At 68.9% G+C, this 23,575-nt stretch carries 21 protein-coding genes; 14 read left to right on the forward strand and 7 right to left on the reverse strand.

The genetic code is table 11. From position 1 onward, the window contains the following. Positions 1 to 102: 102 nt before the first annotated feature. Positions 103 to 2,004, forward strand: a complete 1,902-nt coding sequence (locus DAT35_RS04680; RefSeq protein WP_158501549.1) for a glycoside hydrolase family 15 protein — start codon at positions 103 to 105, stop codon at positions 2,002 to 2,004. Between the two features lie 30 nt (positions 2,005 to 2,034). On the opposite strand, the gene DAT35_RS04685 is transcribed toward DAT35_RS04680, so the two are convergent. Beyond that, complete coding sequence (locus DAT35_RS04685) at positions 2,035 to 2,376, reverse strand: hypothetical protein (RefSeq protein WP_108065704.1); 342 nt, start codon at positions 2,374 to 2,376, stop codon at positions 2,035 to 2,037. Between the two features lie 390 nt (positions 2,377 to 2,766). On the opposite strand from DAT35_RS04685, the gene DAT35_RS04690 reads away from it, so the two are divergent. The 3 genes from DAT35_RS04690 to DAT35_RS04700 all read left to right on the forward strand — a co-directional run bounded on the left by DAT35_RS04690 (position 2,767) and on the right by DAT35_RS04700 (position 4,646). After that, positions 2,767 to 3,294 (forward strand): pyridoxamine 5'-phosphate oxidase family protein, encoded by a 528-nt coding sequence (locus DAT35_RS04690; RefSeq protein WP_108065705.1) that lies wholly within the window; start codon positions 2,767 to 2,769, stop codon positions 3,292 to 3,294. 168 nt (positions 3,295 to 3,462) lie between these two features. Beyond that, positions 3,463 to 3,924: a rhodanese-like domain-containing protein gene (locus DAT35_RS04695; protein ID WP_108065706.1), complete on the forward strand. Its 462-nt coding sequence runs from the start codon at positions 3,463 to 3,465 to the stop codon at positions 3,922 to 3,924. Between the two features lie 254 nt (positions 3,925 to 4,178). Further along, the gene (locus tag DAT35_RS04700) at positions 4,179 to 4,646 is read left to right on the forward strand and encodes a nucleoside deaminase (protein WP_108065707.1); all 468 of its coding nucleotides are present in this window, start codon (positions 4,179 to 4,181) and stop codon (positions 4,644 to 4,646) included. 45 nt (positions 4,647 to 4,691) lie between these two features. Here DAT35_RS04700 and DAT35_RS04705 read toward each other — a convergent pair whose 3' ends face one another. The 3 genes from DAT35_RS04705 to DAT35_RS04715 form a co-directional block, all read right to left on the reverse strand. Beyond that, complete coding sequence (locus DAT35_RS04705) at positions 4,692 to 5,093, reverse strand: helix-turn-helix transcriptional regulator (protein WP_108065708.1); 402 nt, start codon at positions 5,091 to 5,093, stop codon at positions 4,692 to 4,694. Positions 5,094 to 5,220: 127 nt separating this feature from the next. After that, positions 5,221 to 6,516 (reverse strand): CapA family protein, encoded by a 1,296-nt coding sequence (locus DAT35_RS04710; protein ID WP_233261303.1) that lies wholly within the window; start codon positions 6,514 to 6,516, stop codon positions 5,221 to 5,223. A gap of 65 nt (positions 6,517 to 6,581) precedes the next feature. Further along, positions 6,582 to 8,543: an APC family permease gene (locus tag DAT35_RS04715; RefSeq protein WP_108065710.1), complete on the reverse strand. Its 1,962-nt coding sequence runs from the start codon at positions 8,541 to 8,543 to the stop codon at positions 6,582 to 6,584. Between the two features lie 238 nt (positions 8,544 to 8,781). Here DAT35_RS04715 and DAT35_RS04720 point away from each other — a divergent pair, with 238 nt between their 5' ends. From DAT35_RS04720 to DAT35_RS04735, 4 genes are all read left to right on the forward strand, one after another. Then, on the forward strand, positions 8,782 to 9,753 hold the full coding sequence (locus tag DAT35_RS04720) for a DUF6328 family protein (RefSeq protein ID WP_108065711.1): 972 nt from the start codon (positions 8,782 to 8,784) through the stop codon (positions 9,751 to 9,753). A 74-nt stretch (positions 9,754 to 9,827) separates the two neighbouring features. Next, positions 9,828 to 10,733 carry a hypothetical protein gene (locus DAT35_RS04725; protein WP_146209565.1) on the forward strand — a complete coding sequence of 302 codons (906 nt, stop codon included), beginning with the start codon at positions 9,828 to 9,830 and terminating at the stop codon, positions 10,731 to 10,733. After that, a complete protein-coding gene (locus DAT35_RS04730) occupies positions 10,730 to 11,644 on the forward strand; it encodes a DUF3396 domain-containing protein (protein ID WP_108065713.1) in 915 nt (304 codons plus the stop codon). The genes DAT35_RS04725 and DAT35_RS04730 overlap by 4 nt, the downstream gene beginning before the upstream one ends. Positions 11,645 to 11,686: 42 nt before the next feature. Beyond that, positions 11,687 to 12,232 (forward strand): glutathione peroxidase, encoded by a 546-nt coding sequence (locus DAT35_RS04735; RefSeq protein WP_233261304.1) that lies wholly within the window; start codon positions 11,687 to 11,689, stop codon positions 12,230 to 12,232. A 10-nt stretch (positions 12,233 to 12,242) separates the two neighbouring features. Here the strand turns inward: DAT35_RS04735 and DAT35_RS58770 are convergent, their stop codons facing one another. Continuing rightward, positions 12,243 to 12,698, reverse strand: a complete 456-nt coding sequence (locus DAT35_RS58770; protein ID WP_158501550.1) for a DUF4440 domain-containing protein — start codon at positions 12,696 to 12,698, stop codon at positions 12,243 to 12,245. A gap of 208 nt (positions 12,699 to 12,906) precedes the next feature. Between DAT35_RS58770 and DAT35_RS04745 the strand changes: the two genes are divergently transcribed. Together DAT35_RS04745 and DAT35_RS04750 are read left to right on the forward strand one after the other, a co-directional pair. Further along, complete coding sequence (locus DAT35_RS04745) at positions 12,907 to 15,453, forward strand: VIT domain-containing protein (protein WP_108065714.1); 2,547 nt, start codon at positions 12,907 to 12,909, stop codon at positions 15,451 to 15,453. A gap of 180 nt (positions 15,454 to 15,633) precedes the next feature. Beyond that, on the forward strand, positions 15,634 to 17,304 hold the full coding sequence (locus DAT35_RS04750) for a hypothetical protein (protein WP_108065715.1): 1,671 nt from the start codon (positions 15,634 to 15,636) through the stop codon (positions 17,302 to 17,304). 37 nt (positions 17,305 to 17,341) lie between these two features. Here the strand turns inward: DAT35_RS04750 and DAT35_RS04755 are convergent, their stop codons facing one another. Continuing rightward, positions 17,342 to 17,824 (reverse strand): RebB family R body protein, encoded by a 483-nt coding sequence (locus DAT35_RS04755; RefSeq protein WP_108065716.1) that lies wholly within the window; start codon positions 17,822 to 17,824, stop codon positions 17,342 to 17,344. Positions 17,825 to 17,965: 141 nt separating this feature from the next. On the opposite strand from DAT35_RS04755, the gene DAT35_RS04760 reads away from it, so the two are divergent. Next, positions 17,966 to 18,709 (forward strand): hypothetical protein, encoded by a 744-nt coding sequence (locus DAT35_RS04760; protein ID WP_108065717.1) that lies wholly within the window; start codon positions 17,966 to 17,968, stop codon positions 18,707 to 18,709. Between the two features lie 5 nt (positions 18,710 to 18,714). Further along, positions 18,715 to 19,101: a lactoylglutathione lyase gene (gloA, locus tag DAT35_RS04765; protein ID WP_108065718.1), complete on the forward strand. Its 387-nt coding sequence runs from the start codon at positions 18,715 to 18,717 to the stop codon at positions 19,099 to 19,101. 72 nt (positions 19,102 to 19,173) lie between these two features. Here gloA and DAT35_RS58775 read toward each other — a convergent pair whose 3' ends face one another. After that, positions 19,174 to 20,562: a hypothetical protein gene (locus DAT35_RS58775; RefSeq protein WP_158501551.1), complete on the reverse strand. Its 1,389-nt coding sequence runs from the start codon at positions 20,560 to 20,562 to the stop codon at positions 19,174 to 19,176. A 189-nt stretch (positions 20,563 to 20,751) separates the two neighbouring features. Between DAT35_RS58775 and DAT35_RS04775 the strand changes: the two genes are divergently transcribed. Together DAT35_RS04775 and DAT35_RS04780 are read left to right on the forward strand one after the other, a co-directional pair. Continuing rightward, complete coding sequence (locus DAT35_RS04775; protein ID WP_146209566.1) at positions 20,752 to 22,161, forward strand: hypothetical protein; 1,410 nt, start codon at positions 20,752 to 20,754, stop codon at positions 22,159 to 22,161. Beyond that, the gene (locus tag DAT35_RS04780; RefSeq protein WP_108065720.1) at positions 22,142 to 23,494 is read left to right on the forward strand and encodes a hypothetical protein; all 1,353 of its coding nucleotides are present in this window, start codon (positions 22,142 to 22,144) and stop codon (positions 23,492 to 23,494) included. The genes DAT35_RS04775 and DAT35_RS04780 overlap by 20 nt, the downstream gene beginning before the upstream one ends. Positions 23,495 to 23,575: the final 81 nt, after the last annotated feature.

Consider the following 23,575-nt stretch of genomic DNA (forward strand, 5'->3'; position numbering starts at 1 on the left):
GCACACCTGTACTGGCCACGCCCCGCGCATGGTTGCAACGGCGTCCTCCCATACTCAATGACGAAGGAGGCCCCAGGTCTTGGAGCGGCCTCGGGAGACGCGATGCGGCAGCGGATCGACGACTACGCCTTGCTGGGCGACTGCCACTCCGCGGCCCTCGTGGGCCGGGATGGCTCCATCGACTGGGCCTGCTTCCCCCGGTTCGACTCGCCCGCGGTGTTCTGCCGCATCCTGGACCTCCGCCGCGGCGGCTCCTTCCGGGTGAGCCCGGACGGCCCGTTCCAGTCCAGGCGCCGGTACATCGACGACACCAACGTGCTCGTCACCACCTTCACCACGCCAACGGGCGTGCTGGAGGTGACGGACTGCATGCCCATCCGTACCGGCCTCGCCCAAAGCTCCCGCGTGGGGGCGCGGCACTCGCTGTTGCGGAGGCTGCGCTGCGTCAGCGGGCGGGTGGATGCGCGCGTGGTGGTGTCGCCGCGCTTCGAGTACGGGTCCTTCGTGCCGCGCATCCGCCTCACCTCGCGCCAGACGGCTGAACTGGTGGGCGGTGCGGACGCACTGTGGGTGACGGCCACGCGCCCGCTGACGGCGCATGACAACGCCCTGCGCGCGCGCTGGCACCTGCGCGCCGGGGACGAGGCCTGGGTGGAGGCGGCCTGGACGCCCTCGCTCGTCGAGCGCACCCCCGCGGAGATGCCGGACCTCGCGACGCTGCGCCGGCGGCTGGAGGACACGGTGGCCTTCTGGCGCGAGTGGATCTCCCACTGCGCCTACGAGGGCGATTACACGCAGGCGGTGCGCCGCTCGGCGCTGGTGCTCAAGGCGCTCACGTACGCGCCCTCGGGAGCCATCGTGGCGGCCCCCACCACGTCCCTCCCCGAGGAGCCGGGGGGCGTGCGCAACTGGGACTACCGCTACACCTGGCTGCGCGACACGACGCTCACGCTCATCTCGCTGATGCTGCTGGGCTACCAGGAAGAGACGCTCGCCTTCCAACACTGGCTGGAGCGCACCAGCGCGGGACGCGCCGACGACGTTCAAATCATGTACAGCATCCGTGGCCACCGGCTGCTGCCAGAGGTGGAGCTGTCCCACCTGGAGGGCCACCAGAGCTCCCGGCCGGTGCGCGCCGGCAACGGGGCGGTGAAGCAGCTCCAGCTCGACGTCTTCGGGGAGATGCTGGAAGGAGCGTGGCTCTTCTCGAAGATGGGCGGGAGGATGTCGCAGAAGAACTGGGACTTCCTGCGCGGCCTGGTGGATGACGTCTGCATGCGCTGGCGCCAGCCGGATCAGGGGTTGTGGGAGATCCGCGACACGCCCCGACACTTCATCCACTCGAAGCTGCTGTGCTGGGTGGCGCTGGACAGGGCCATCCGCATCGCGCGGGCGCGGCGGCTCCCGGCACCGGTGGGGCGCTGGGCGCGCGAACGGGCCCTGCTCCGGGAGTACCTGCTGCGCGAGGGCACACGCCTGGGGTGGTTCCCCCAATCCGAGGGCTCGGACAGGGCGGACGCCTCGGTGTTGCAACTTCCCGCGCTGGGCTTCCTCCCCTCGGCCCATCCGCTGGTGAGCCACACCGTGGAGCATGTGCGCGCGCGGCTGGAGAAGGGAGGGCTCCTCTACCGCTACCACGCACCGGATGGCCTGAGCGGCGGAGAGGGCACCTTCCTGCTGTGCTCCTTCTGGCTGCACGACGTGCTGGTGCACTCGGGGAGGACGGAGGAGGCGGAGGAATTGCTGCGGCACCTGCTGAGCCTGGCCAACGACGTGGGCCTCTACGCGGAGGAGGCGGTGCCGGGCACGGGCGAGGCCCTCGGCAACTTCCCCCAGGCCTTCACGCACATGGCGCTGGTGGCCTCCTGCGCGCAACTCTCCGCGGGCCGGAGCTTCCAGCTCCCGAGGCCGGGCGCCTACGACTATGCGGACTTCGCGCTCACCTACCACCTCGGGCGGCGCTCCATCTTCATGTCCCACTTCTCGTGGGAAGCGGTGCACTGAGACCCGCACCGCCGGGTGCCCGGGGCCTGGCTAGTACCCCAGGCTGGGATCGTACCGGGGTGCGAGCAACGAGGGCACCACCATCTCCGTCACGTCCTTGCCTCCGAGCAGGTTCGTGGCGAGGCACAGCGGTGTGTAGATGAAGCCCCAGGGAATCCCCCACCACCCGAGCAGGAGCGACAACAGGGTGTAGCCCAGACTCAGGCTGAACGTGCCCTGCCCCGCGCGGACGAAATACACGTCCGACGAGCGCCTCAGCGTCGTGACGAAGAAGGAGACGCAGTACTCAAAGACGACAAACCTGCCACCGCGGCGCAACTCTTCTTGGACCTGCGCCGTGGACAAGCCATCCATGCCGAGGATGCCAGCCATACAGAGCCCCCTTGTCCGAGATTGCGGCCTTCGCCGCGAAGAAAACTGTGTGCAGCGTACATGGCTGATGCCTGTCTGCACAGACACGCGGAGAGAGAAGAAGCACCACCGCACGACAAGCACGACGGCGCCAACACTCTGCGTACAAGAGCAATCCGATGACGTTTCTCGCCGTCGAAGAGAGCCGTTCTCGGAGTTCAAGAACCCCGTCTATAGCCCGTGGAACGCAGCCCATTGTGTTGCATTGGACGCAACACACGACGTCCCTTGTGTTGTCTTGAACGCAACGCAGATTCCGCCATGTCCCTCGGGCGAGCGGACGAGGGGGCGGCATCCGCGTGCCTGCCACACACGTGCGCCCTGCTTACCGTGAGCACACGGGAGGCAGGCATGGCCACGAAGAAGACGGAGAAGAAGGACCCCATCGCGCACCTGAGCGAGCTCATCCACGGCATCAAGGTCGCGATGATGACGACGGTCGAGGAGGACGGCACCCTGCACAGCCGTCCCATGTGGACGCACGATCGAGCCTTCGACGGCGAGCTGTGGTTCTTCACCCGCGAGCACTCGCCCAAGGTGGGTGAGGTGGAGCGGGACCACCACGTCAACCTCTCCTACGCGGAGCCGGGCAGGGAGCGCTACGTGTCGGTGAGCGGCGTGGCCCGCCTGGTGCGCGACAAGGACAAGGCGCGCGAGCTGTGGAACCCCACCCTCAAGGCCTGGTTCCCCCAGGGCCTGGACGACCCCGAGCTCGCGCTGCTGTGCGTCACGGTGAACAAGGCCGAGTTCTGGGACACGCCCAACAAGCGCATGGTGCAGCTCGTCGGCTTCGTGAAGAGCGTCCTCACCGGCGAGCCGTTCCGCCCGGGAGAGAGCGAGAAGGTGAGCCTGGACGAGTCCGGCCCCTCCCTGCACTGACACGGCGTCACTGCATTTTTCCAGGAGCGGCATGAAGACCCGGGGCGGACGTCACCGCGGCCCGGGTCTTCGCGGGGAGAAGGGGTGATTCACGTGGGCGAGCGGAATCAAGCGCCGCGTGAGGCGTTGTTCCCGGGCCGTCCCCCTTCCCACCGGAGGTCGTACCCCATGTCGAAGAAGCTCCTCGGCGCCGTCCTCGTTGCCGCCACCCTCGCCGCTCCCGTCGTGCTCGCCGGTGAGGGTGAGTCCTGCTCGGGTGACAAGGCGACGCACGCCGCCAGCAAGTCCGCCGTGAAGGATGTCACCATCACCCAGGTGGCCAGCCTGCAGAAGGAGAAGAAGGTGACGGTGCTCGACGCCAACGGCGCCGACTTCCGCAAGCAGAACGGCATCATCCCCGGCGCCGTGCTCCTCACCCACTTCCAGAAGTACGACGTGGCCAAGGAGCTGCCGGCCACCAAGGACTCCAAGCTCGTCTTCTACTGCGCCAACACCCAGTGCAAGGCCAGCCACGCCGCTGCGGAGAAGGCGCTCGAGGCCGGCTACACCGACGTGAGCGTGCTGCCCGACGGCCTGCTGGGCTGGAAGAAGTCGGGCCAGCCCACCGCCTCCGTCGCGCCGCAGAGCTGACGCGTCCCCGGAGGTGCGCGCCTCACTTCACGGTGAGGCGCGCGGTGTTCCGCTCGAAACGGGGGGACACGGCGGCCGCTGCCGCCACGGCGCTATGCTGCGCGGGTCATGACCTCCTCCTTGACTGGGGCTCATGCCCGAAGGAGCGGTGCGCGTGTCGCTGCTGCATTACAACACGCTCGAGGACATCGACCGGCTCCTCGCCGGCCTGGACTCGCTACCCTGAACCACCCCCCACACATCGGAGAGAGCACATGCGCCCGGAAGAGCTACAACACCTGATGCACTCCATCGACCTGGCGCGCAAGGCCCGCGCCCGGGGAGACCATCCCTTCGGCTCGGTGCTGGTGGACGTGGGGGGCAAGGTCCTCCTGGAGGGGGAGAACACCGTGGAGACGACGCGCGACTGCACCGGTCACGCGGAGTCCAACCTCATGCGCGAGGCCACGCAGCGCTATGCCCCCGAGCTGCTCGCGGACTGCACCCTCTACGCCAGCACCGAGCCCTGCGCCATGTGCGCGGGCGCCATCTTCTGGGGCGGCGTGCGGCGTGTCGTCTTCGCGCTCTCCTCCGAGCAGCTGGGCCAGCTCATCCACCCCTCCGCGCCCGCACTCCGCATGTCCTGCCGCGAGGTCTTCGCCCGCGGCTCCGAGCCCACGGAAGTGGTGGGTCCCGTGGAGCTGCCGGAGGCCCGTGAGGTGCACGCGGGCTTCTGGAAATAGGCCGACCTCTCCCATCGGGTGGGACAGGCTCACCCGACGCGGAGCTCAGCGCGTGAGCGCGGTGGCGATGACGTTGAGCACCTTGAGCTGGGCCGGAGACAGGTTGCGCAACGAGCGCGCGAGCCGCCTCAGGTCCGGTGGCCGCTCGTCCCGGGCCGGCAGCGAGTCCACCCAGGCCGTCACCTCCGAGTGGCTCAGACTCAGCAGCGTGTCCGAGGGAATCTTCAGGACGATGCTCAGCCGTCGGAGCGTGGGGACACTGGGCATCATGCCTCCGCGCTCGATACGGCCGTAGACGCCTGGGGCCAGACCGACCTTCTCGGCCGCTTCCGCCTGGGTGAGCCCCGCGCGCAGCCGGGCGGCGCGCGCCGCTGCCCCCAGGGCAAGGGCCAGCTTGTCATCCATGCGCTGCTGCGAAGTGGGCGGAGGGGTGCGTTTCGATGCCATGGTGCCTGACGTCCAAAGAGACGTTGGAGGACATTACCCGAGAGGCCAACCCGCGCCTAGGGACTTGCGGAATCACCAGGGCGTCTCATGTCCTTCCCGGCAGCCAGGGCACACCCGCGGGGGCTCCTCAGCCCGAGGTCTCACCCACCCGGCGCCTGCCGGACTCCACCGGGGCCACGCCGGGGCCGGGAGGCAGGGCAATCTGGAGGATGACCTCGCGCCGGCTCCGGGCCAGGTCCAGCCGGCGCTCGAGCGCGGTGCGCTCCTGACGGAGCTCGCGCGGCGGCAGGTCGGCCCGCGACGTGAGCGCCAGGAGCCGCTCGTGGAGGGTCCGCACCTCCTCGTCGAGGAGCATGGGCCCGATGTGGCGCGGCACATTGCGCTTGCCGGACGCGACGTAGTGGTTGTTGTCGATCCACACCGGCAGGACGGACATGTCCTCCAGCGACACGGGCGCGCCCGGCTCGGGGCGAGAGAGTGAGAGCCGCAGCAGCAGCGAGTCGCGCTTCCGGCCTTCCTCCTCCATGTGCCGGCCGTGGATGAAGCCCCGGCCCTGGTTCGCGAGGAGGTTGCCCAGCGAGAAGGCGACGAGCGCGTTGCGCCCGGAGGTGGTGCGGTACGACTCGATGGGCTGCAGCACGTGGGGATGGTGGCCGATGATGGCGAGCGCACCGGCCTCCACGAGGGCCCGGGCCAGCTTCCGGTCCTCCGGGTGCGGCGTGTGCGAGTACTCGGTCCCCCAGTGGATGGCGACGATGAGCGCGTCACAGCGGCGGGCCGCGGCGCGCACCAGCTCCGCGGCCGACTCGGGGGACAGGCCGCTCTTCCGGGGCTCCTTCGAGGCGTAGGGCACGAAGGCCACCTGGGGAGAAACATCCGGGTCCATCGGGTTGCGGGCGCCGTTCAACCACCGGGTGATGGACAGGAAGCCGATCCGCATCCCGTGCTTCTCGACGATGAGGGGCTCCCACGCGGCGGCCTCGGAGGGGCCCGAGCCGACGCCCTGGATGCCCGCCTCGGCCAGGTGCGCCCAGGTCAAGGGGATGCCCGCCCGGCGCTGGTCGAAGGCGTGGTTGTTGGCGAGCGACACCACGTCCACCCCCGCGTTGGCCAGCGCGTGCAACAGGGCGGGCGGCGCGTCGAAGAGGAGGGGGCCGGTTCGGGCACGAGGGTCCCCGCTGACGGGCGTCTCCAGGTTCACCATGGCGACATCGGCGGAGCGCAGCGTGTCGGCGATGGGGGCGAAGACATGGTCCCAGCCTTCATGGTTCGCCGAGCGGGCCGGACCGGCATCCCCCGGGTCGGTGCGGTCGTGGTCCGCCGCGGCCTCCTTCACCTCGCCATGGGGGATGACATCGCCCCCGAAGACGAGCTCCACGCGCTCCGGTGGAGTGGCACACAGCGAGGAAGCGAGCAGGAACACCGGGACAAACACGCCCTCACGCTAGCCGAGCAGGCTGCCCGGGGGACAGGCCCCCGGATCCACCTTCACGGAGAGTCAGAGGCCTGCTTCCGGAATCGGAGGCCTCGGAGCGACGACTCCGGCCTACGAGTGGCGGCACCCGCGCCATGGCGTCTTCGTTCTCGCAAATACCAGGGCGCGTTGATGACCACGACCCGCGGCCCGCCTCGGAACAGGAGCATCATCTTCAGCAGGGTGGCCGTGTGGCTGCGCAGGAGGTAGTGGTACCACCGGTGCTCGATGAGCTCCGGCACGAGCACGGCGATGAACCTGTCCGGATGCTGCCCGGCGAGCTTGCGGACATAGCCGAGGAGCGGGTCGATCACCTGGCGGTACGTCGACGCGAGCACCACCAGCTTCGGCACCGGGAGCCCCGCGGCCCGGAGGGGCGCTTCCACCAGGCTCTTCCAGTTCGAGCCGATCTCCTCACTCTCCTGCGGCTGCGCGTGGACCTGGACGACGTAGACCTCGGGAGAGATCGAGAGCGCGAACTGAAGGCCCTTCTCCGCCACGAGGTCCAGACGCTTGATGGGAACCACCACCACGGGCGCGGTAACAGGAGTCACCCTCATCGGCTGGTGCGTTTCGGTGGCCCGCGCCACCTTCACGTAATGGCGGCGGTTGGCGCGGAACAGCGCATACGCCAGGGGGATGAACACGAAGGTCAGCCAGGCCCCCTCGAGGAACTTCGACACCGCCACCACTCCCAGCGTCAGGGCCGTGGCCACCGCGCCGGTCCCGTTCACCACGCGGTAGTGCCTCGCACGGGGAGCGGTGCTCTTGCGCCAGTGGGCGACCATCCCGAGCTGCGAGAGGGTGAAGGCCAGGAAGGCCCCCACGGCGAACAGCGGGATGAGGTGGTCCGTCACGCCGCCGAAGACCACCAGCAGCACACCCGCCAACAGGGAGAGGATGATGATGCCGGTCGAAAACACCAGGCGGCGGCCGGAGTGAGCGAAGGAGGCGGGAAGATTGCCGTCGAGCGCCAGCACGCGGCACAGGCGTGGGAAGTCCGCGAAGCTCGTGTTGGCCGACAGGCACAGGACGGCGACGATGGCCGCGATGGTGACGTAGTAGAACACCCCGCGCCCCATGACGGCGGAGACCATCTGGGACAGGACGCTCTGGAAGCCCGCCTGGCCAGGAGGCGTCGCGCCGATGCCGTAGGCGTGGCACATCAGCGCCACCCCCGCCAGGAGCAAGACCAGGGTTCCCACGATGCTCGAGAGGGTGCGCTGGGCACCCTGGACCCGAGGCTCCCGGAAGAGGGGGACGCCATTGCTGACCGCCTCCACGCCCGTCATCGCGGTGCACCCGCTCGCGAACGCACGCATGAGCAGCCAGAGGCTCACCGTGGCCGTCCCGGCCGGAAGCCGTGGCGGCGGTACGACGGGAGTCGGATGCCCCGCCGAGCCAACGAGCTTCACCAGTCCCACCACGATGGTGATACCCAGACAGGCGACGAACAGGTACGTCGGGAGCATGAAGAGCATGCCCGCGGTGCGCACGCCCCGCAGGTTCACCAGCGTGAGCAACCCGAGCAGCACCAGGCACAGCGCGAGCATGTGGGGGAAGAGCACGGGGACCGCGGACACCAGGGCACCCACTCCCGCGGAGATGGCCACCGCCACGTTGAGCACGTAGTCGAGCGCCAGCGCCGCGGCGGCAAGCAGCGCCGGCTTCGTCCCGAGGTTCGCCCGGGCCACCGAATAGGAGCCCCCTCCGTCAGGGTAGGCGGCGATCGTCTGCCGGTAGGAGAACTGAACGATCAGCAGGAGCGCCGCGATGACGATGACGAGCGGGCCGATGTAGCGAATCCCACCGGTCCCCAGCACGAGCAGGATGGTGAGCGCGGCCTCCGGCCCATACGCCGCCGACGCGAGCGCATCGAGCCCAAGGACGGGTATTCCCGTCAACGGACCGATCTTCTCCTCCTCCGCCTCGTCGTTCGGGATGGGCTTCCCGAGGAGCAGTTCCTTCCAGGACATAATCGAATGTAGGGAGGGGCGGGTCCGGACGTGCACTGGTCCCGTGGACCTCGATGCTGGCCTTCCACTCGACCTTGCGAGTAGAAGCGCGGGCCCTACCTTTCTCGTCGGATGGAAACAACCACCGCCAGCACCCGGGGCGGGCGCACAGGAGAGCACTCACCTACCAGGCTCCTCCGGCGGGAGCGTGACTTGCGGTCGTCCGAGGGCATTCACACGCTCGTGACAGGGAACCCGAATGGCCGAGCTGAAGAACAAGATCCAGAACGGGCTCGACGAAGCCCGCATCCTCATCCTGGGAACCCAGGTGCTCATCGGCTTCGGGTTCCGCCTCATCTTCGAGGACCGCTTCCCGGAGCTTCCCGCCACCTCACAGCGGTTGCTGCTGGTGGACCTGGGCCTGCTGCTGATGACCTTCGCCCTGCTCGTCACCCTGAGCGCCTGGCACCGCATCGTCGAACGCGGTGAGGACACCCCCGGCTTCCTCCGCACGATCTCGAGCCTGATGTGGCCCACCTTGCTGCCCATCTCGGTGGCGTTGGGCATCAACCTGTTCGTCGCGGGGGAGAAGGTGCTGGGACGCACGGGGGGACTGGCCTTGGGGCTCGGCGGAGCAGGGGTGTCGCTCGTCCTCCTCTACGGGCTCGAGGAAGTACAGCGGCACAGGTACGCGCCCGACATCCAGCGGAGACAGGACATGAGCAACCCAGAGCAGGCCGAGGGGAAGACGGGAATCGAAGACAAGATCCGCCATGTGCTCACCGAGGCCCGCGTCATCCTCCCAGGGGCCCAGGCCCTGCTGGGTTTCCAGTTCGTCATCATCTTGATGCGGGCCTTCGACGAACTGCCGGCCTCCTCGAAGCTCGTGCACCTGGCGAGCCTCGCGCTGGTGGTGCTCAGCACCATCCTCCTGATGACCCCGGCGGCCTACCACCGCATCGTCGAGCGGGGAGAGGAGACGGAGCACTTCCATCGCTTCGCCAGCCGCGTCGTGATCGCATCGCTCGTGCCGCTCGCGCTCGGGCTCTCCGGAGACCTCTACGTGGTGGTGCGCAAGGTGATGGGCTCGGTGCCGATGGCCCTGACCGCCGCGGCCGTATGCCTCGTGGCCTGCTATGGACTGTGGTTTGGCCTCCCCCTGGCGCGCCGTGCACGGCAGACCTCGCGGCCTCCCCTGCCACCCCGGAGCTCCCATCCGGCCCACGCGTGAGCCGCCCCTCTGGAATCACCCCCGTTTCTTGTCCCGCCACGGCAAGCCCTCTATAGCATCGGCGCCACTCCGCCATGCCCTTCAAGAAGACAAAGACCGAGTCGCTCATCCACAAGCGCCACACCCCCTCCGAGCTCGACACCCACAGGGGACAACGCCGCAAGGACAGAACCAGACCTGCGTTCCGGCCATTGACTGGAGTATTGCTCACCAGCGTGCTCCTCACGTCCTGCCATGTTGGAGTGGTGGGCTACGGAACCCCGAGCCACTACGCGCAGTCCTTCGACTCGGCATCGAACTCTTGCAGGACCCAACCGGCCTTGTGCGCTCGTGTGGCCGGAGAGGAAATCGTCGTACCGCAGGCCGCGCAACATCTGGCCGAGTTCGGCGCATCGGCCACCGCGGTCGCGGTGCTGCTGAATGAAAAGCAGAGAACATCCATCGAACAGAAGCTGAAGGAATGCGCCAACAAGGCACGCGAGAAGGTGCTCCTCCAATACATGGACGGCAGGAGTCCCACCGCGGCTGAATGCCGCGAGGAGAAGACGTTCAGGGGCAGGGTCAGAACGCGAGCCATGTTCTTCGGCGAGGAGATGCACCGGGTCGCGTTCGAATGTGCCCAGCTGGAGTTGAGTGCATTGCGCCCGGGCGGTTTCAGCCTGGAGCCACGCTACCGCTACAACAAGGAGAACGGGCAGCGCGAACTGATCAGCCCCGAGAAGGAGCAGGCTCTGCTGGAGGAGGGCTGCTACAGCGAGCTGAGCGGTACGATCAAGCCAGACATCGTCATCCACCCGGGAGATCCGCTCCTGCCTCAGGCCGTGTATGATTTCAAGTTCCCCTGCGTGAACACTGATACAGTCCCCTGGTGCAAGTATAAAAAAGGGCCTCATGCTGACCGCTTGCAAAACACGGTGTATGAGGAAGCCCTGGGAGTTGAACCCCAGGCAATCCTCCCCTGGGTGGGAGTCACGCCATGAGCGAACATCATCCACGCATCCGCGTCTACGGGCCGGCCGGATATAGCATCCTCCGCGACAGCCTGAACCTCTGCTTCTACATCCGCCACCCCCACCAGGAGATAGTGCGGGGAGTGCTTCACTCGTTGGAAACCTACCTGAATGCGGTAGGGCCAGGGGCGCTCGGCACCTACGTGGACGATGAAGGATACAGGCAGGTGCTCGACGACGCCGGGTGGAAGCGCATCCGGCGTGAATTGCTCGAGGACGAAGATCGCCTCATCCAGCTGCACGATGATGAGACCAGCCGTGAGGAACGGTACTGTTTCGACTATCACGGCAAACCGCTCGGCACCCCCGCCGTGAACTACGAACCGGATGCGTCCTGCGCGGTGAGCTTCTGGCTTCCCACCGAATACCTGGAGGAGCACGGACCAAACCGGTTGCGCGAACTGGCACTACAACTGGCCGCCCCCCTGCCCTTCTGCTTCGGACAGGTGGGCCTCGCCTTCAATGGCCAGCTGACCCTGCTCGGCATCCGGAGGAGAATCCGAGAGCTGTGCTTCCGCTATCCCGGCATGGACATCCCCGATCCGGGCTGGCACTCCTGGCACCTCGGCACCCGAGTACGCGGCCCCTCCTGGCTCACCTTCCTGGGGCAGCCCGTGCTGGGCGAGCTGGGCGGCGCGGCGGGCCTGCGCTCGCGCCTGTCCTCACCGGGCACCACCGTCCAGGAGATGGAGGGGGAGCGCGCCGTCGTCACGCTCGGCCCCTGGCCAGACGCGGGGGACACCGAACAGGGCCGTACGCTCCCCGCCTACCGGGAGCTGGCGCGCGTCCTGGAGCCCTGGCTCTATCATGAGACGCGCGGCGCCTCGCCCGACTTCACTGCCGAAGACCTGCGCCGCTGGGAGCGCCGGTTCCTCGACTAGCGAGCCGCGAAACGCGCGCCGGAATCAGGCATCCTGGGGGTCATGACCACCCGACTGCTGTTCCTCACCGCGGCGGCCCTCCTCCTGGGCACCGCCGCCGTTTCCGCGGAGCGTGTGATGTCCTTCCATGACTTGCAGTCCAAGCGCCTCAATGGCCAGGCCGTGAACCTCTCCGAGTACAAGGGCAAGGTGGTGCTCGTGGTGAACACCGCCTCCGAGTGCGGCTACACGCCCCAGTACGCGGGCCTCGAGAAGCTCTGGGGCGAGTACAAGGACAAGGGCGTGGTGGTGCTCGGCATCCCCTCCAATGACTTCGGCGGCCAGGAGCCCGGCAGCGCCGAGCAGATCGCCAAGTTCTGCGAGCTCCGCTACAAGGTCACCTTCCCCATGCTCGAGAAGGTGAAGACCAAGGGCGCGGGCCAGTCCCCCATCTACGAGTTCCTCGCGCGCAAGCATGGCGAGCCCAAGTGGAACTTCCACAAGTACGTGGTGGGCAAGGACGGCCAGGTGCGCGCCGCCTTCCCCAGCTCGGTGACGCCCGAGAGCACCGAGCTGAAGACCGCGCTCGACAAGGCGCTCGCCGAGTAACCCGGACGCCTCACTGGGGCTTCGTGGGAGGTGGCGGCGCCTCGTCCGGGTCACCGATGTCCACCATCACCTTCCACGAGCCATCCGGCTGCTTCTGCCAGAAGTTCATGTACGTGCCGCGTGCCTCCACGCGCTTGCCGCTCTCGTCCTTGTGCACGCTGAGGTAGCGGCCCGTGGTGTAGCCGAGCCTCCCTCCCGGGGTGATTTCCGCGTGCTGGGGCTCCCAGGTGAGCGACACATCCGGGTGGGTGAAGCCCGGCGTGACCGCCGCGCGGATGGCCTCGTGGCCGGTGATGGGACCCTTGGGCCGCACCATCGAGCCGTTCTCCGCGAAGAAGGAGACCCAGCCCTCCACCCCCCGGGCCTGCGTGGCCGCGTTGAAGTCGCGGTCCGTGCGCAGCAGCACTTCCTCCTCCGAAGTCGTCGCCCGCTGTGCCGCGGTGGGGGCGGCGCATCCGGACATCATCAATACTCCAGCCGTGAGCAGTGAGAGTCGTCGCATGGGCGCGCACGCTATGCGAGTGCGGCCGGGAAGCCACAGCTCATGCGAGGCCCTCGGGAACACGGGCCTCCCGCTCCACCCGGCCCAGTCCTTCCGCGCACTTACCGCGACGCAAGCCCTGGCCCGCTGACTGCATTCCCCTGGAGCGTACCCATCCAGTCCGAGGAATCCCATGCGAGCCGCCCTCGCCGCGCTCTTCGTCTGTCTTCTGTCCGTTCCCGCTTCCGCCCAGGAGGGGGAAGCGCCGCGGACGCCCTGCCCCGCTCCCGCCTCGCCCCTGAGCTCCGGGGCCATCACCCAGGGCACGCTGGTGGCGAAGCTGCGCCGCAACGCCGACACCCAGGGCTGCCCCGAGTCCCAGCCCCAGCACTTCAGCCTGAAGCGCACCGAGGTGGACGCCGAGGTGAGCGGCTTCCTCGCCAGCGTCAGCGTCACCCAGGTCTTCGAGAATCCCTACACCGCGCCGCTCGAGGCCCTCTACGTCTTCCCGCTGCCGGAGAAGGCCGCGGTGGATGCGATGGAGCTCGTGGTCGGCCAGCGCGTCATCCGCGGCGTCATCCAGACGCGCGAGCAGGCACGCGACACCTACGAGCGCGCCCGCGCCGAGGGGAAGACGGCCGCGCTGCTCGACCAGGAGCGGCCCAACCTCTTCACCCAGGCCGTGGCCAACATCCTCCCGGGTGAGGAGATCCGCGTGCGCATCCACTACGTGGAGCGGCTCGTCTACGAGAATGGCCAATACCGTTTCAACTTCCCCATGACGGTGGGCCCGCGATTCATCGGCGGCGAGCCCCTGGCCTTCCGCCAGGGCGAGGGCACCGCGCCGGACACCACCACCGTCCCGGACGCCAGCCGCATCACCCCGCCGGTGCTGCCGCCCGAGCTGCGCAGCGGCCACGACATCCACCTCACCGTGCGCCTGGACGCGGGAGTGCCCGTGCATGAGCTGCGCTCCACCTCGCACCGGGTGACGGTGACGCGCACGGGCTCGAGCCGCGCCCAGGTGGAGCTGGCCGCGGACGACCGCATTCCCAACAAGACCTTCACCCTGGAGTACCGCGTGGCCGACGCGCTCATCCGCCCCGCCGTGCTGGTGCACCGCGAGCCCGGCGCCGAGGAGGGCTACTTCCTCGTGCTCCTCAACCCGCAGCTGGAGCCGAAGCAGGAGGAGGTGGTGCCGCGCGAGCTGTACCTGGTGCTCGACACCTCGTGCTCGCAGTCCGGGCAACCCATCGAGAAGTCCAAGGCCATCACCGCCGAGGTGCTGCGCCACCTGAACCCCGAGGACACCTTCCAGGTGCTCAACTTCGACACGCAGGTGACGAAGTTCGCTCCCGCCGCGGTGCCGGCCACGCCGGAGAACGTGACGCGCGCCCTGCCCTACGTGGCCAACTTCTGGGGCGGTGGCGGCACGGACGTGGGCGTGGCGGCCCAGGAGGCCATGGTGCCCCCCAATGACCCGAAGCGTCTGCGCATGGTGCTGCTCATGACGGACGGCTTCATCGGCGGCGATGACCAGGTGCTGGGCACCCTCCAGCAGCACCTGCGCGAGGAGACGCGCGTCTTCAGCGTGGGCGTGGGCAACGACGTCAACCGCTACCTCGTCACGAAGATGGGCGAGGTGGGCCGTGGAGCCTCCACCTTCGTCAATCTCCGCCGCCCCGAGGAGGAAGTGGCCCGTGAGTTCGAGTCGCGCATCCGCGGGCCCGTGCTGACCTCGGTGCGTGTGGACACGGACGGGCTGCCGGTGTCGGACGTCTACCCGCGCGTCATGCCGGACCTCTTCAGCGGCCAGCCGCTGTTCCTCGTGGGCAGGTTCCATGGCACGGGCCAGGGCCTGCTGCGCATCACCGGCCGCGTGCGCGGGCAGGAGCGCCACTTCGAGGTGCCCCTCTCCTTCCCCGAGTCCGCGCCGGAGCACTCGGCGCTGCGCAGCCTGTGGGCACGCCAGCGGATTGAGGAGCTGTCCGTGGAGAACTACCGCGGCGAGAAGCCCGAGGTCGTCCAGGCCATCACCGCCACGGCGCTCCAGTACGGGCTGATGAGCAAGTACACCTCGTTCGTCGCGGTGGAGGAGGTGGCGCGCACCCAGCCGGGTGGCGACTCGGTGCGCGAGCTGGTGCCGGTGGAGCTGCCAGAGGGCACTTCGTACACGGGCGTCTTTGGAGAGCTGAGCCGCGAGGAGATTCCGCCCGGGGACCCCATCATCTCCGTGGTGGCGCCGAGGAACGCGCGCCGCGTGACGGCCTACTTCCCCTTCGGCCTGGTGAAGCCGCTCACCTATGACACCGTCTCGGGCTTCTGGCGGGGCCGCTTCCTCGTGCCCCTCTTCGTGAAGGACGGGTACTACGACGTGCTGGTGGCCGTGGAGATGAAGGACGGCACGGTGCGCCGGCGCGAGGTGCGCTACCGGCTGGACTCCCAGGGCAACGACTTCGAGGTGACGCTGTCCTCACGGCTGCTGGCGCCGGGCCAGACGCTGCGGCTGGAGGTGGACGCGGTGGAGGCCACCCGGGAGCTGAGCCTCTACGGCGAGCTCTTCGGTGACGAGCAGCTCCTCCTGGAGACGCGGGATGGCCTGCGCTTCTCCCGCGAGCTGCGGGTGCCCGAGGGCACCGAGCCGGGGGAGTACGAGCTGGTGCTCGTGGCCCGGGATGCCGCTGGCAACCGCTTCGAACGCCGCGAGAAGATTCGCGTCGCCCTCACCGTCGCGGAGTAGGAGTAACCCCGCGGTCCCGTGAACGAGCTCCTCGGCCCCCACTCCGCCGAGGAGCTCGTTGCGTCTCGAGCAGGGGCGCATCGGTGATGGTGCCCGGCCACACCTCGCGGCTGGAAGCGGACACCCCTACGTGATTTCGCGGGGATGCACGCTGGCCCGGGCCTCGCAATGCACCCAGGCATGATGCTCGCCACCCTGACCGCCGCCCTGCTCTCCGCCACCGTCACCAACACCGAGACGGTGCATGACCTCGCCGCGTACAACGACCACGTGGTGGCCTGTACCGAGGGAGGCCTCGAGCTCTTCACCCGCGCGGGCCGCCCGGTGCGCACACTGACGGTGGAGGACGGTCTGCCGAGCCACTTCTGCCGCGCGCTCGAGGTCGCGGGCGACCGGCTCTTCGCGGCCACGGACGAGGGCGTGGTGGTGGTGGACAACCGCTGGCGGGTGGAGCTGGCGGTAGGGGCGAAGTGGTACGCGCTGCCAGCGGCGGGTGGAATGAATGCGGAGGTCTACCGCGCGGCGCTCGGCTGGCTCTCGGAGCGGCTGCCCGCGGGCCCCACGTACACGGCCTTCACCGAGCGCTACCTCGGTACGGCGGACGGGCGGGTGATGGCTCCGGCCTCGGGGCGCATGTGGACGGTACCGGGGCAGGTGCTGCTGCTGGAGGAGGCGGGTGACTCCCTGCGCGTGGGCACCACCGAGGGCGCCTTCACGCTCGGGCCCGACGGGCTCGTGTCACTCCCCGTGCCGGTGGGACCGCTCGCGTACGCCACGGGCCCGGACAGCGGGACGCGGGTACTCGGCGGTGAGGGCGAGGCACGGCGCTGGGGCGCGAGCTCGGGAGAGCCCCAGGCACTGCCCTCGGGGACCACGAGCACGCTCGAGGTGAAGGGCGTGGCATGGGCGGGCACTCGCGACCAGGGCGTCTTCCGGCGCCAGGGCAAGGAATGGAAGCGGGTGACGCCCACGGGCCAGCTCTGTGGCAACCACATCACCGCGCTGACTCGGCACCAGGGACAGCGGGTGGTGGGCACCTTCGACAAGGGCGTGTGCTGGGAGCTGCCCGATGGGCGGTGGAGGACGTTCCGCGCGCCGAACCTCCCGAGCAACCACGTGCTGGGCCTGGCGAGCGACGGGCGCAACCTCTACGTGGCCACGATGTACGGGCTCGGCCTCTATGACGGGAAGACGTGGACGCCGATGGCCTACGGTGGCCGCAACCCGGTAGCACTCGGCAAGCTGACGGTACTGGCGGCGGTGGCGGACACGGAGGACGGTGTCGCCCTGGTGGACGGGCGTGGCGCCTCCTTCGTGAAGCGGGCGAGCCAGCCGCTCGAGCTGGCGAAGCGGCTGCAACTGCCGGAGGGCTGGAGCACCCACGTCGCGGGAGCGGATGGCGCCGGGCGCTACCTCTGGGTGGCGAGCGAGGACCGGGGCCTCCTGCGCTGGGACGGCGCGCAGTGGAAACGCTTCCACGATGGGAAGGACCTCACGGACAACTGGGTGACGGCGCTCTCGGCGGACGCGGAGGGCCGCGCGGTGGTGGGCTCGTGCCAGGACGGCTTCAGCTACTTCGACGGCGAGCGCTGGACACGAGTGCGTGACGCCGAGGGCCTGCCGAGCCGCTATGTGGTGTCCGCGGCGCTGGTACCCGGAGGCGCGCTGATTGGCACACTGCTGGGCGCGGCGCACTACGACGCGGCGAGCGGCACGGTCCACCCGTTGCCACGGCTCGCGGATCCGCGAGTGCATGCCCTCCTCGTGGAGGAGGGCAGCGTCCTCTTCGGCACGGAGGGCGGTCTCTCCCAACTGGCATGGAGCGCCCCCGTGTCACTCACCCGGCGCTGAGCCGCATCCTCCGGCGTGCGCCTCACGTCTCCAGGGCTCAGCCCGCCTTGAGGACGCCCACCGGCTGCGACTCGCTCGAGGAGCCGGCCGAGAGCACGTGCACCGCGGACTGGCTCAGCGCCGCCTGCCCCAACACGTTGAGTTGCTGCTGATTGACCACCGCGTTGTGGAAGGCCAGACCGAGCGCCTGCGCCGCCGCCTCGTAGACGGAGGCCAGGGCCCGAGCCCGCGCCTCGTCCGGGTGGATGTCCCGCGAGCCCGACTCCTGGGCCTTCTCCACATGGGGCACGGGCTGCGCCGGCTCGATGGGCGGGAGTGAGGCGGACTTCGGCTCGGGGGAAGGACCCCGCACGGCCTCGCAGGCCATCCGCGCGTCCACGACGAGCTGCAGGATGCTCCGCTGCTGCTGCGCGGTCACTTCGTTCAGCTTCGCCAGCACGTCGGCCACCGCCGTCCCGAGCTGCACCAACTCCGCCTCGGCGCCGAGCGTCGCCAGATTCACCTTGTCGCCATCCGCCATCGAGTTCCTCCTGGGAATGAAGGGCACCACGGTGCCACCCCCGTGAAGTAAAGCCGTCCCGCCCGGCGACGTCGAGCCAACTCGTCCCTGGCGCCCGCTTCTCCTCCACCGCGCGGGCGTGACACACTGCTCCAAGCCCCCATGCGACTGAGCCACGCGCAGGCGCTGCTGGACACCTCCTTCCTGGGTATGAAGGAGGGCGCCGCCCGGATGTACGAGCCCGAGGACCTCCGCTTCGACAAGCGCCTGAGCGCCGTGTGGCTGGAATACCGCTGGTACGTGCACGAGCGGGGGCTCGCCGAGGTCTTCGTGAAGTGGAAGCGGGTGGAGAAGGAGGCCTGCGCACAGGAGGAGGTGTCCGTGCTGCGCATCCATCTGCTCGGGCACTCGGCCATGCTCACCGAGCGGGCCCAGCGAGTGCTGGAGGTGGGCCTGCCCTCCCCGGGACGGCTGCTGGACCTGTTCGGCTCGGACGGAGTGAAGCGCGAGTGCAGCGCGGCTGGCGCCACCGGCATCACGCTCGAGCACTGGCCTCACCCGGCGCCCCAACCCCTGCTGCCGGAGGAGACCTTTCAGGCGCTCTCCGCCGTACTGGTGGACCCCGGCGCCTCCTTCGAGGAGCGGCACGAGGCGGTGGACCGGCTGTGCCGCGAGCGCAGCCCACGCGTGGTGCACACCCTGCTGGCCGCGCTGGAGGTGGGCCCCTCGCTGTCCGCCCTGCGCCGGCTGTCCGAGTGGGGCGAGCCCGGCGCCCTGCCCCACCTGGAGCGGGCACTCGCGGCGGTGGCACCGGACAATCCCGCGGACCTCTGGGCCCTCACCGCGTTGCAGAGACGACTCCAGGCATGGAAGGCCACGACACTCGCGGGCGAGCCCGCTATGTAGGGCGCATGCGAATCCTCCACACGATGCTGCGCGTCGGTGACCTCGACAAGTCGCTCGACTTCTACACCCGCGTCCTCGGAATGCAGTTGCTGCGCCGCAAGGACTATCCGGACGGCAAGTTCACCCTCGCCTTCGTGGGCTATGGCCCCGAGGACACCCACCCCGCCCTGGAGCTCACCTACAACTGGGGCACCTCGAAGTACGACCTGGGCAACGCCTACGGCCACGTCGCCCTCGGCGTGCAGGACATCCACGCCACCTGCGACGCCATCCGCAAGGCCGGGGGCAAGGTGGTGCGCGAGCCGGGTCCCATGAAGCACGGCACCACGGTCATTGCCTTCATCGAGGACCCGGATGGCTACAAGGTGGAGCTCATCCAGCGGGACTCGTGACGGCTCGGTGACCCCTCGGCTGCGTCCCCGCGCGACTTCAACAGCCGAGGAGTCCTCGTGAATGCGCCGCGCCTACTGGCCGAGCTGGAAGGAGCCCTCGGCGACCACCAGCACCTCCACCGCGGGCGAGGCCTTCGCGCCGAACACGGCCAGCGCGGTGGCCTGCGCGCGCACCGCCGTCGCATAGGCCTGGTAGGCCTCCGCCGTCTTCGTGGCCAGCAGCGTGACGTCGACGGCATTCGAAGACACCGCCGCCGAGGCCGCCGCGTCCAGCGTCGCCTCCAGCGTCGCCGCCGCCGTCACCGTCGCCTGCACCGCCCCGCTCACCACGAGCTGGTTCGCCACGTTCACCCCGAGATAGCGACCCAGCACCGAGGCCTGCAGATCCGCGCTCCCCGTCACGTTCGCTCCGAAGCTCGCGAAGGCCTGCGCCGCCATCGCCGCGCTCGTGGACGCACGCACCTGGGTGCGCAGCGTGGTGCTCGCCGTCACCGCCTGCTGCTTCACGTCATCCGCCGCGTTGGCCGCCGCGAGGATGGCCGACAGCGCCGCTCCCGAGGCCCTCGCCTCAATACCCGCCGAGGCCCTCAGCGCCGCATCCGCCAGCGGCTTCGCGTCCTCCGCCGACAGCCGCGCCTTCACCGTCGCCCGGAAGGAGGCACTCGCCGCGCGCTCGCTCTGCGCCTGCTGCTCCACCTTCGCGCCCAGCCGCTCGGCCGCCGCCTGGAGGTCCGCGTGGAACTTGTCATAGGCCTGCTCCGCCGACGTGCCCGCGTCCAGCGCCACGTTCAGCGCCGCCGCCGCCGAGAGCTCCGCCTCGAAGAGCGCGGACTGGCTCGTCTGCACCCCCGCCTTCGCGTACATCTCCAGCTCCGCCTGCTGCGCCGCGCGAATCGCATCCGCCAGCGCCTTCACCCGCGAGCGGAAGGCCTCGCTCGTGGATGCCCCCTGCCGCGCCGCCGTCGCCATGTTGGCGGTGATGCGGGCGCGCACGTCCACCATGTCCACCATCTCCGCCCGTGCGTCCGCCGCCATCTGCAGGAAGACATCGGCCTCCAGCGAGCTCTCCCCGTCCATGGGCGGCGCCACCGCGTCCTGGCCCTCGGCGGTTGCCTCGAGCAGCGCCGAGGCCACCACCTTGCCCGAGGCATCCACCGCCTCCAGCACCAGGCGCTCCTCGCCTGCGGGCACATCGAGCGTGTAGCTGCCCTTCGCATCCAGCTTGCCCTCGGCCACCACCGTCAGCTTGCCGTCCTGTCCCACGGTGCTGGCGCGCACCTGCGACGTCGCCGCCACCGTTCCCGAGCCTCCAAAGGTCGTCGCTCCTGAGATCAGCGCCTGCGGCTGCGTACCGTCCGCGTCCGTCACCCGCCCCTTCACCTGCACCGTGTTGCCGCACCCCGTGCCCAGGCCCAGCACCACCACCGCCGCCCAGAGGTTGCGAAGCGTCGTCGTCTTCAAGGTTTTCTCTCCTCATACGCAAGTCGCCCCGTCCGGCCTTCCGGCCAGGCCAGGAGCGGGCGCTCACGCTCTCTTTGACAGGGGGATTTCGGGTTGGATCCACCCCCGCTCCTTCGCGGGTGGGAGCCGGACTGACTGTTCAGTGCTCATCATGAATGGGAACCCGTGAGGCATGAGAAGCTGGCGGGCATGCGCTGGCTTCGCCTGCTTGCCCTACCACTCGTGCTGGCCCTTGCCGCGCCGGGCACGGGCTGCACCGAGGACGAGCCCTACGTCCGCACTCTTCCACCCGTCGACGAGCCGCCCTTCGACTACGGCCTGTACTGTGATGCCCAAGGGCAACTGGTGGGCGAGGACTCCGCCGTGCTCCTCGTGCGGCGGTCTTCTCACCTGGAGCGGGTGTACGCGGACTCGCAGCACGGTGAGACACGCGCCCAGGTGGTGTTCCGCCAGCTCGAGGACACCTTCGTCTCCAGTGGGCTGTACATCGCCGACGAGGTGACATCTCCGCGCTGCCTCGCCCTGCCCCTGCCCGGATGCAAACCGGACTGGAGCTTCCTGGACACGCTGCTGCCCTCGCATGGGCCTGGGGCGCAGCGCCTGCGCGAGGTGATGGGAACGGCTTTTACCGAGCGGGCCCGCGTGCGCGGCATGCGCAACGCCCTCATCACCTCGTCCGTGAGCGCACTGCTGGCCATCACCGTGGTGAAGGGGCAGTTGAAAGGCGCCGCGGCGGAGGGGAGCGCCGAGGCAAGGGCGACGCTGGCCGCCACCGAGGGGCGGACACTCGTAGCCGCCACCACCGAGGCCGAGGTGCTCGAGGCCCGGCTGGCGGAGGCCGAGGCCGCGTCCACCGAGGCCCGCTACCCGGCAGAGCCCTCCGGGCTCGCCCGCTTCCGCCCCTCCTTGCAGAGCCCGCCCACGGGTGTGACTGCCGGAGACACGTTGTGGGGCGAGTACGTGGCCTACTGGGAGCAACGCTACGCGGAGGTGACCGGCCAGGGTCCTCCCTCCGCCCGGCCAAATGCGCCAAAGCCGCCCCTCAAGCCGAAGCCTCCCCTCAAGTGGGAGGGCTATCGCGTAATGCGCGCCGACTTCCGGCGCGGCACGGTGTTCCAGGGCTCGGTGGGCCAGATGCTGCGGCGGGAGTTGGAGCTACCGGAGATGGTCCGGCGCCTGCTGCGCGGCATGCGCAAGCCCCGGCTGGACGAAAACCTCGGCCTCAAACACCCGGGCAGCACCTCCCTCACCTACCCCGACCAGTTCACCGTGGACGAGGCCACCATCGGGCCCGGCTTGAGGGTGCGCGTGGAGACATTCAGCAACAAGAGCCATGATTTCAGGGGTTGGAGTGAGGAAGACATCTTCAAGCAAGTCGTGGCAGATGCGAAAGAAGCCCAGGTGAAGTACGGAGGCATCGTGCAGGTACGCCGCCCTGGCCATCCGCTCTTCGGCCAGAACGTTCCCGTGTCCCGGGTCCATCTCGTGTATGACGACCAGACATTGACGCCCCGCCTCAAGCAGGAAATCGTCAAGGAACTCGACGAAAATAAAATCAAAGTCGAAATCCACTTCCACCATGTCCCTCCCGCCCCCTGACGAATGGAACAAGTCGGATGTCCTCGACTTCGAGCTCTTCTCTCTCGTCAACCCGTTCGACCGGGGCCATGAGGGCCTGGACGAGGTGCTCGACGTCATCGAATCCTTCGATGAGGAACTGCGTCCGGGCAGGATCTCGTTTGAGCGTAACCGCAAGCCAAAGTACTCGCGTCAGCTCATGCATGAGAGCCTTCCCGAGTTCCAGAGCATGGAACACACCTCCTTCTTCCTCAGGTGCGCCTGTGTTCCCGAGGCCTACTTCCGTATTCACGGCAGCACGGACGATGAAGGCTCGCGCTTTTCCCTATCACTTCAATCCATTCCGTTCGCTTGGTTCCGCGAGCCCGGAAAGCAAGAGGAGCGCGCTGCCGGGCTGGTGGCGGTGGTGCGAGCCCTTGCCGCCCGCCTGCCACTCTCCTACGGCCAGGCCCACAGCGGCACCGACCAGGGCCTCGACAAGGACCTGGATCATCCCGGTCTCCATCCCTATCCCCCGACTGAGGTGGAACGGATGTATTGGCTCAACGTGTACGGGCCTCAATTGGTGGAGGCGCTCGGCCGCGAGCGGGTGCTATCCACTCCCGCCTTCCTCGTGGAGGAGTTGCCCCACGGCGCCGTGCTCGTGCTCACGCACCCCACCCCCGTGGACTTCGCCTCCGAGAAGGCCCGCCTCGCCCAGGCTCGCGCCCTCGTCCACCTGCGTCCCGACTTGAATTTGGAGGACGTCCTCTCCACCCTCCACCGGCGCTCCCTCGCCTTCACTCCCATCCCCATCGAGTTCGACCCCGACGTGGCCGACATCCTCCAGGAGGAGATGGAGTTCCAGGGACTCCTGCTCCAGCGCCCGTTCGTCGAGCGCTACAACGCGTACCACCCGCCCTCCGTCTCCGAGTGGCTGCCCGCCGCGCAACAACCCTGGCCCGATGTGCCAGACGTCGAGGCCGCCATCGACCGCTACGAAGGCCTCCACGCCGAGCGACTCCTCGCGCGGCTCCACACGGAGGTGCCCTCCGTTATGGACCGCTCGCCCGAGTCCCTGCCCCGCATCGACTGGAACGCGTGGCGGATGGCCTGGGGCAGCACCATGTCGCAGGAGGAGCGCGCCCTCGTCACTCCCGCTCTCGGTGCCTACCTCGGCATGCTGCTGGTGTACCAGTTGGGCGGGAAGTGGATGCCCCGGCGCAACCTGGACGAGGCCGCCGTGATGGTGGGCGACAGGGCATGGCTCCCCTTCCTGCGCGCCCGCCATCACCTGCAGGGGCGCAATGGTCCCCTGGACTACTCCCTCACCCAATTCTTCCGTGAGGCCCGCCGGCTGCGCGGCGAAGAGTGACCCACCTGTTCGCTTTCCCTCCATCCTCCCTCGGAAGTCATCTTCCGGGTTGAACTTCCCGAGTAGGGTCTTATGCTGCTC

This window comes from Vitiosangium sp. GDMCC 1.1324 (assembly GCF_003044305.1).
Lineage (GTDB): Bacteria > Myxococcota > Myxococcia > Myxococcales > Myxococcaceae > Archangium.

Coding starts and splice junctions, on each gene's coding strand:
- DAT35_RS04720 (WP_108065711.1), top strand. CDS start 8,782: ATGGCCGAGCTGAAGAACAAGATCCAGAACGGGCTCGACGAAGCCCGC.
- DAT35_RS58770 (WP_158501550.1), bottom strand. CDS start 12,698: ATGATGTCCGGATGCGCCGCCCCCACCGCGGCACAGCGGGCGACGACT.
- DAT35_RS04775 (WP_146209566.1), top strand. CDS start 20,752: ATGCGCTGGCTTCGCCTGCTTGCCCTACCACTCGTGCTGGCCCTTGCC.
- DAT35_RS04755 (WP_108065716.1), bottom strand. CDS start 17,824: ATGGCGGATGGCGACAAGGTGAATCTGGCGACGCTCGGCGCCGAGGCG.
- DAT35_RS04780 (WP_108065720.1), top strand. CDS start 22,142: ATGTCCCTCCCGCCCCCTGACGAATGGAACAAGTCGGATGTCCTCGAC.
- DAT35_RS04735 (WP_233261304.1), top strand. CDS start 11,687: ATGACCACCCGACTGCTGTTCCTCACCGCGGCGGCCCTCCTCCTGGGC.
- DAT35_RS04730 (WP_108065713.1), top strand. CDS start 10,730: ATGAGCGAACATCATCCACGCATCCGCGTCTACGGGCCGGCCGGATAT.
- DAT35_RS04715 (WP_108065710.1), bottom strand. CDS start 8,543: ATGTCCTGGAAGGAACTGCTCCTCGGGAAGCCCATCCCGAACGACGAG.
- DAT35_RS04685 (WP_108065704.1), bottom strand. CDS start 2,376: ATGGCTGGCATCCTCGGCATGGATGGCTTGTCCACGGCGCAGGTCCAA.
- DAT35_RS04700 (WP_108065707.1), top strand. CDS start 4,179: ATGCGCCCGGAAGAGCTACAACACCTGATGCACTCCATCGACCTGGCG.
- DAT35_RS04690 (WP_108065705.1), top strand. CDS start 2,767: ATGGCCACGAAGAAGACGGAGAAGAAGGACCCCATCGCGCACCTGAGC.
- DAT35_RS04680 (WP_158501549.1), top strand. CDS start 103: ATGCGGCAGCGGATCGACGACTACGCCTTGCTGGGCGACTGCCACTCC.
- DAT35_RS04705 (WP_108065708.1), bottom strand. CDS start 5,093: ATGGCATCGAAACGCACCCCTCCGCCCACTTCGCAGCAGCGCATGGAT.
- DAT35_RS04695 (WP_108065706.1), top strand. CDS start 3,463: ATGTCGAAGAAGCTCCTCGGCGCCGTCCTCGTTGCCGCCACCCTCGCC.
- DAT35_RS04745 (WP_108065714.1), top strand. CDS start 12,907: ATGCGAGCCGCCCTCGCCGCGCTCTTCGTCTGTCTTCTGTCCGTTCCC.
- gloA (WP_108065718.1), top strand. CDS start 18,715: ATGCGAATCCTCCACACGATGCTGCGCGTCGGTGACCTCGACAAGTCG.
- DAT35_RS04725 (WP_146209565.1), top strand. CDS start 9,828: ATGCCCTTCAAGAAGACAAAGACCGAGTCGCTCATCCACAAGCGCCAC.
- DAT35_RS04750 (WP_108065715.1), top strand. CDS start 15,634: ATGATGCTCGCCACCCTGACCGCCGCCCTGCTCTCCGCCACCGTCACC.
- DAT35_RS04760 (WP_108065717.1), top strand. CDS start 17,966: ATGCGACTGAGCCACGCGCAGGCGCTGCTGGACACCTCCTTCCTGGGT.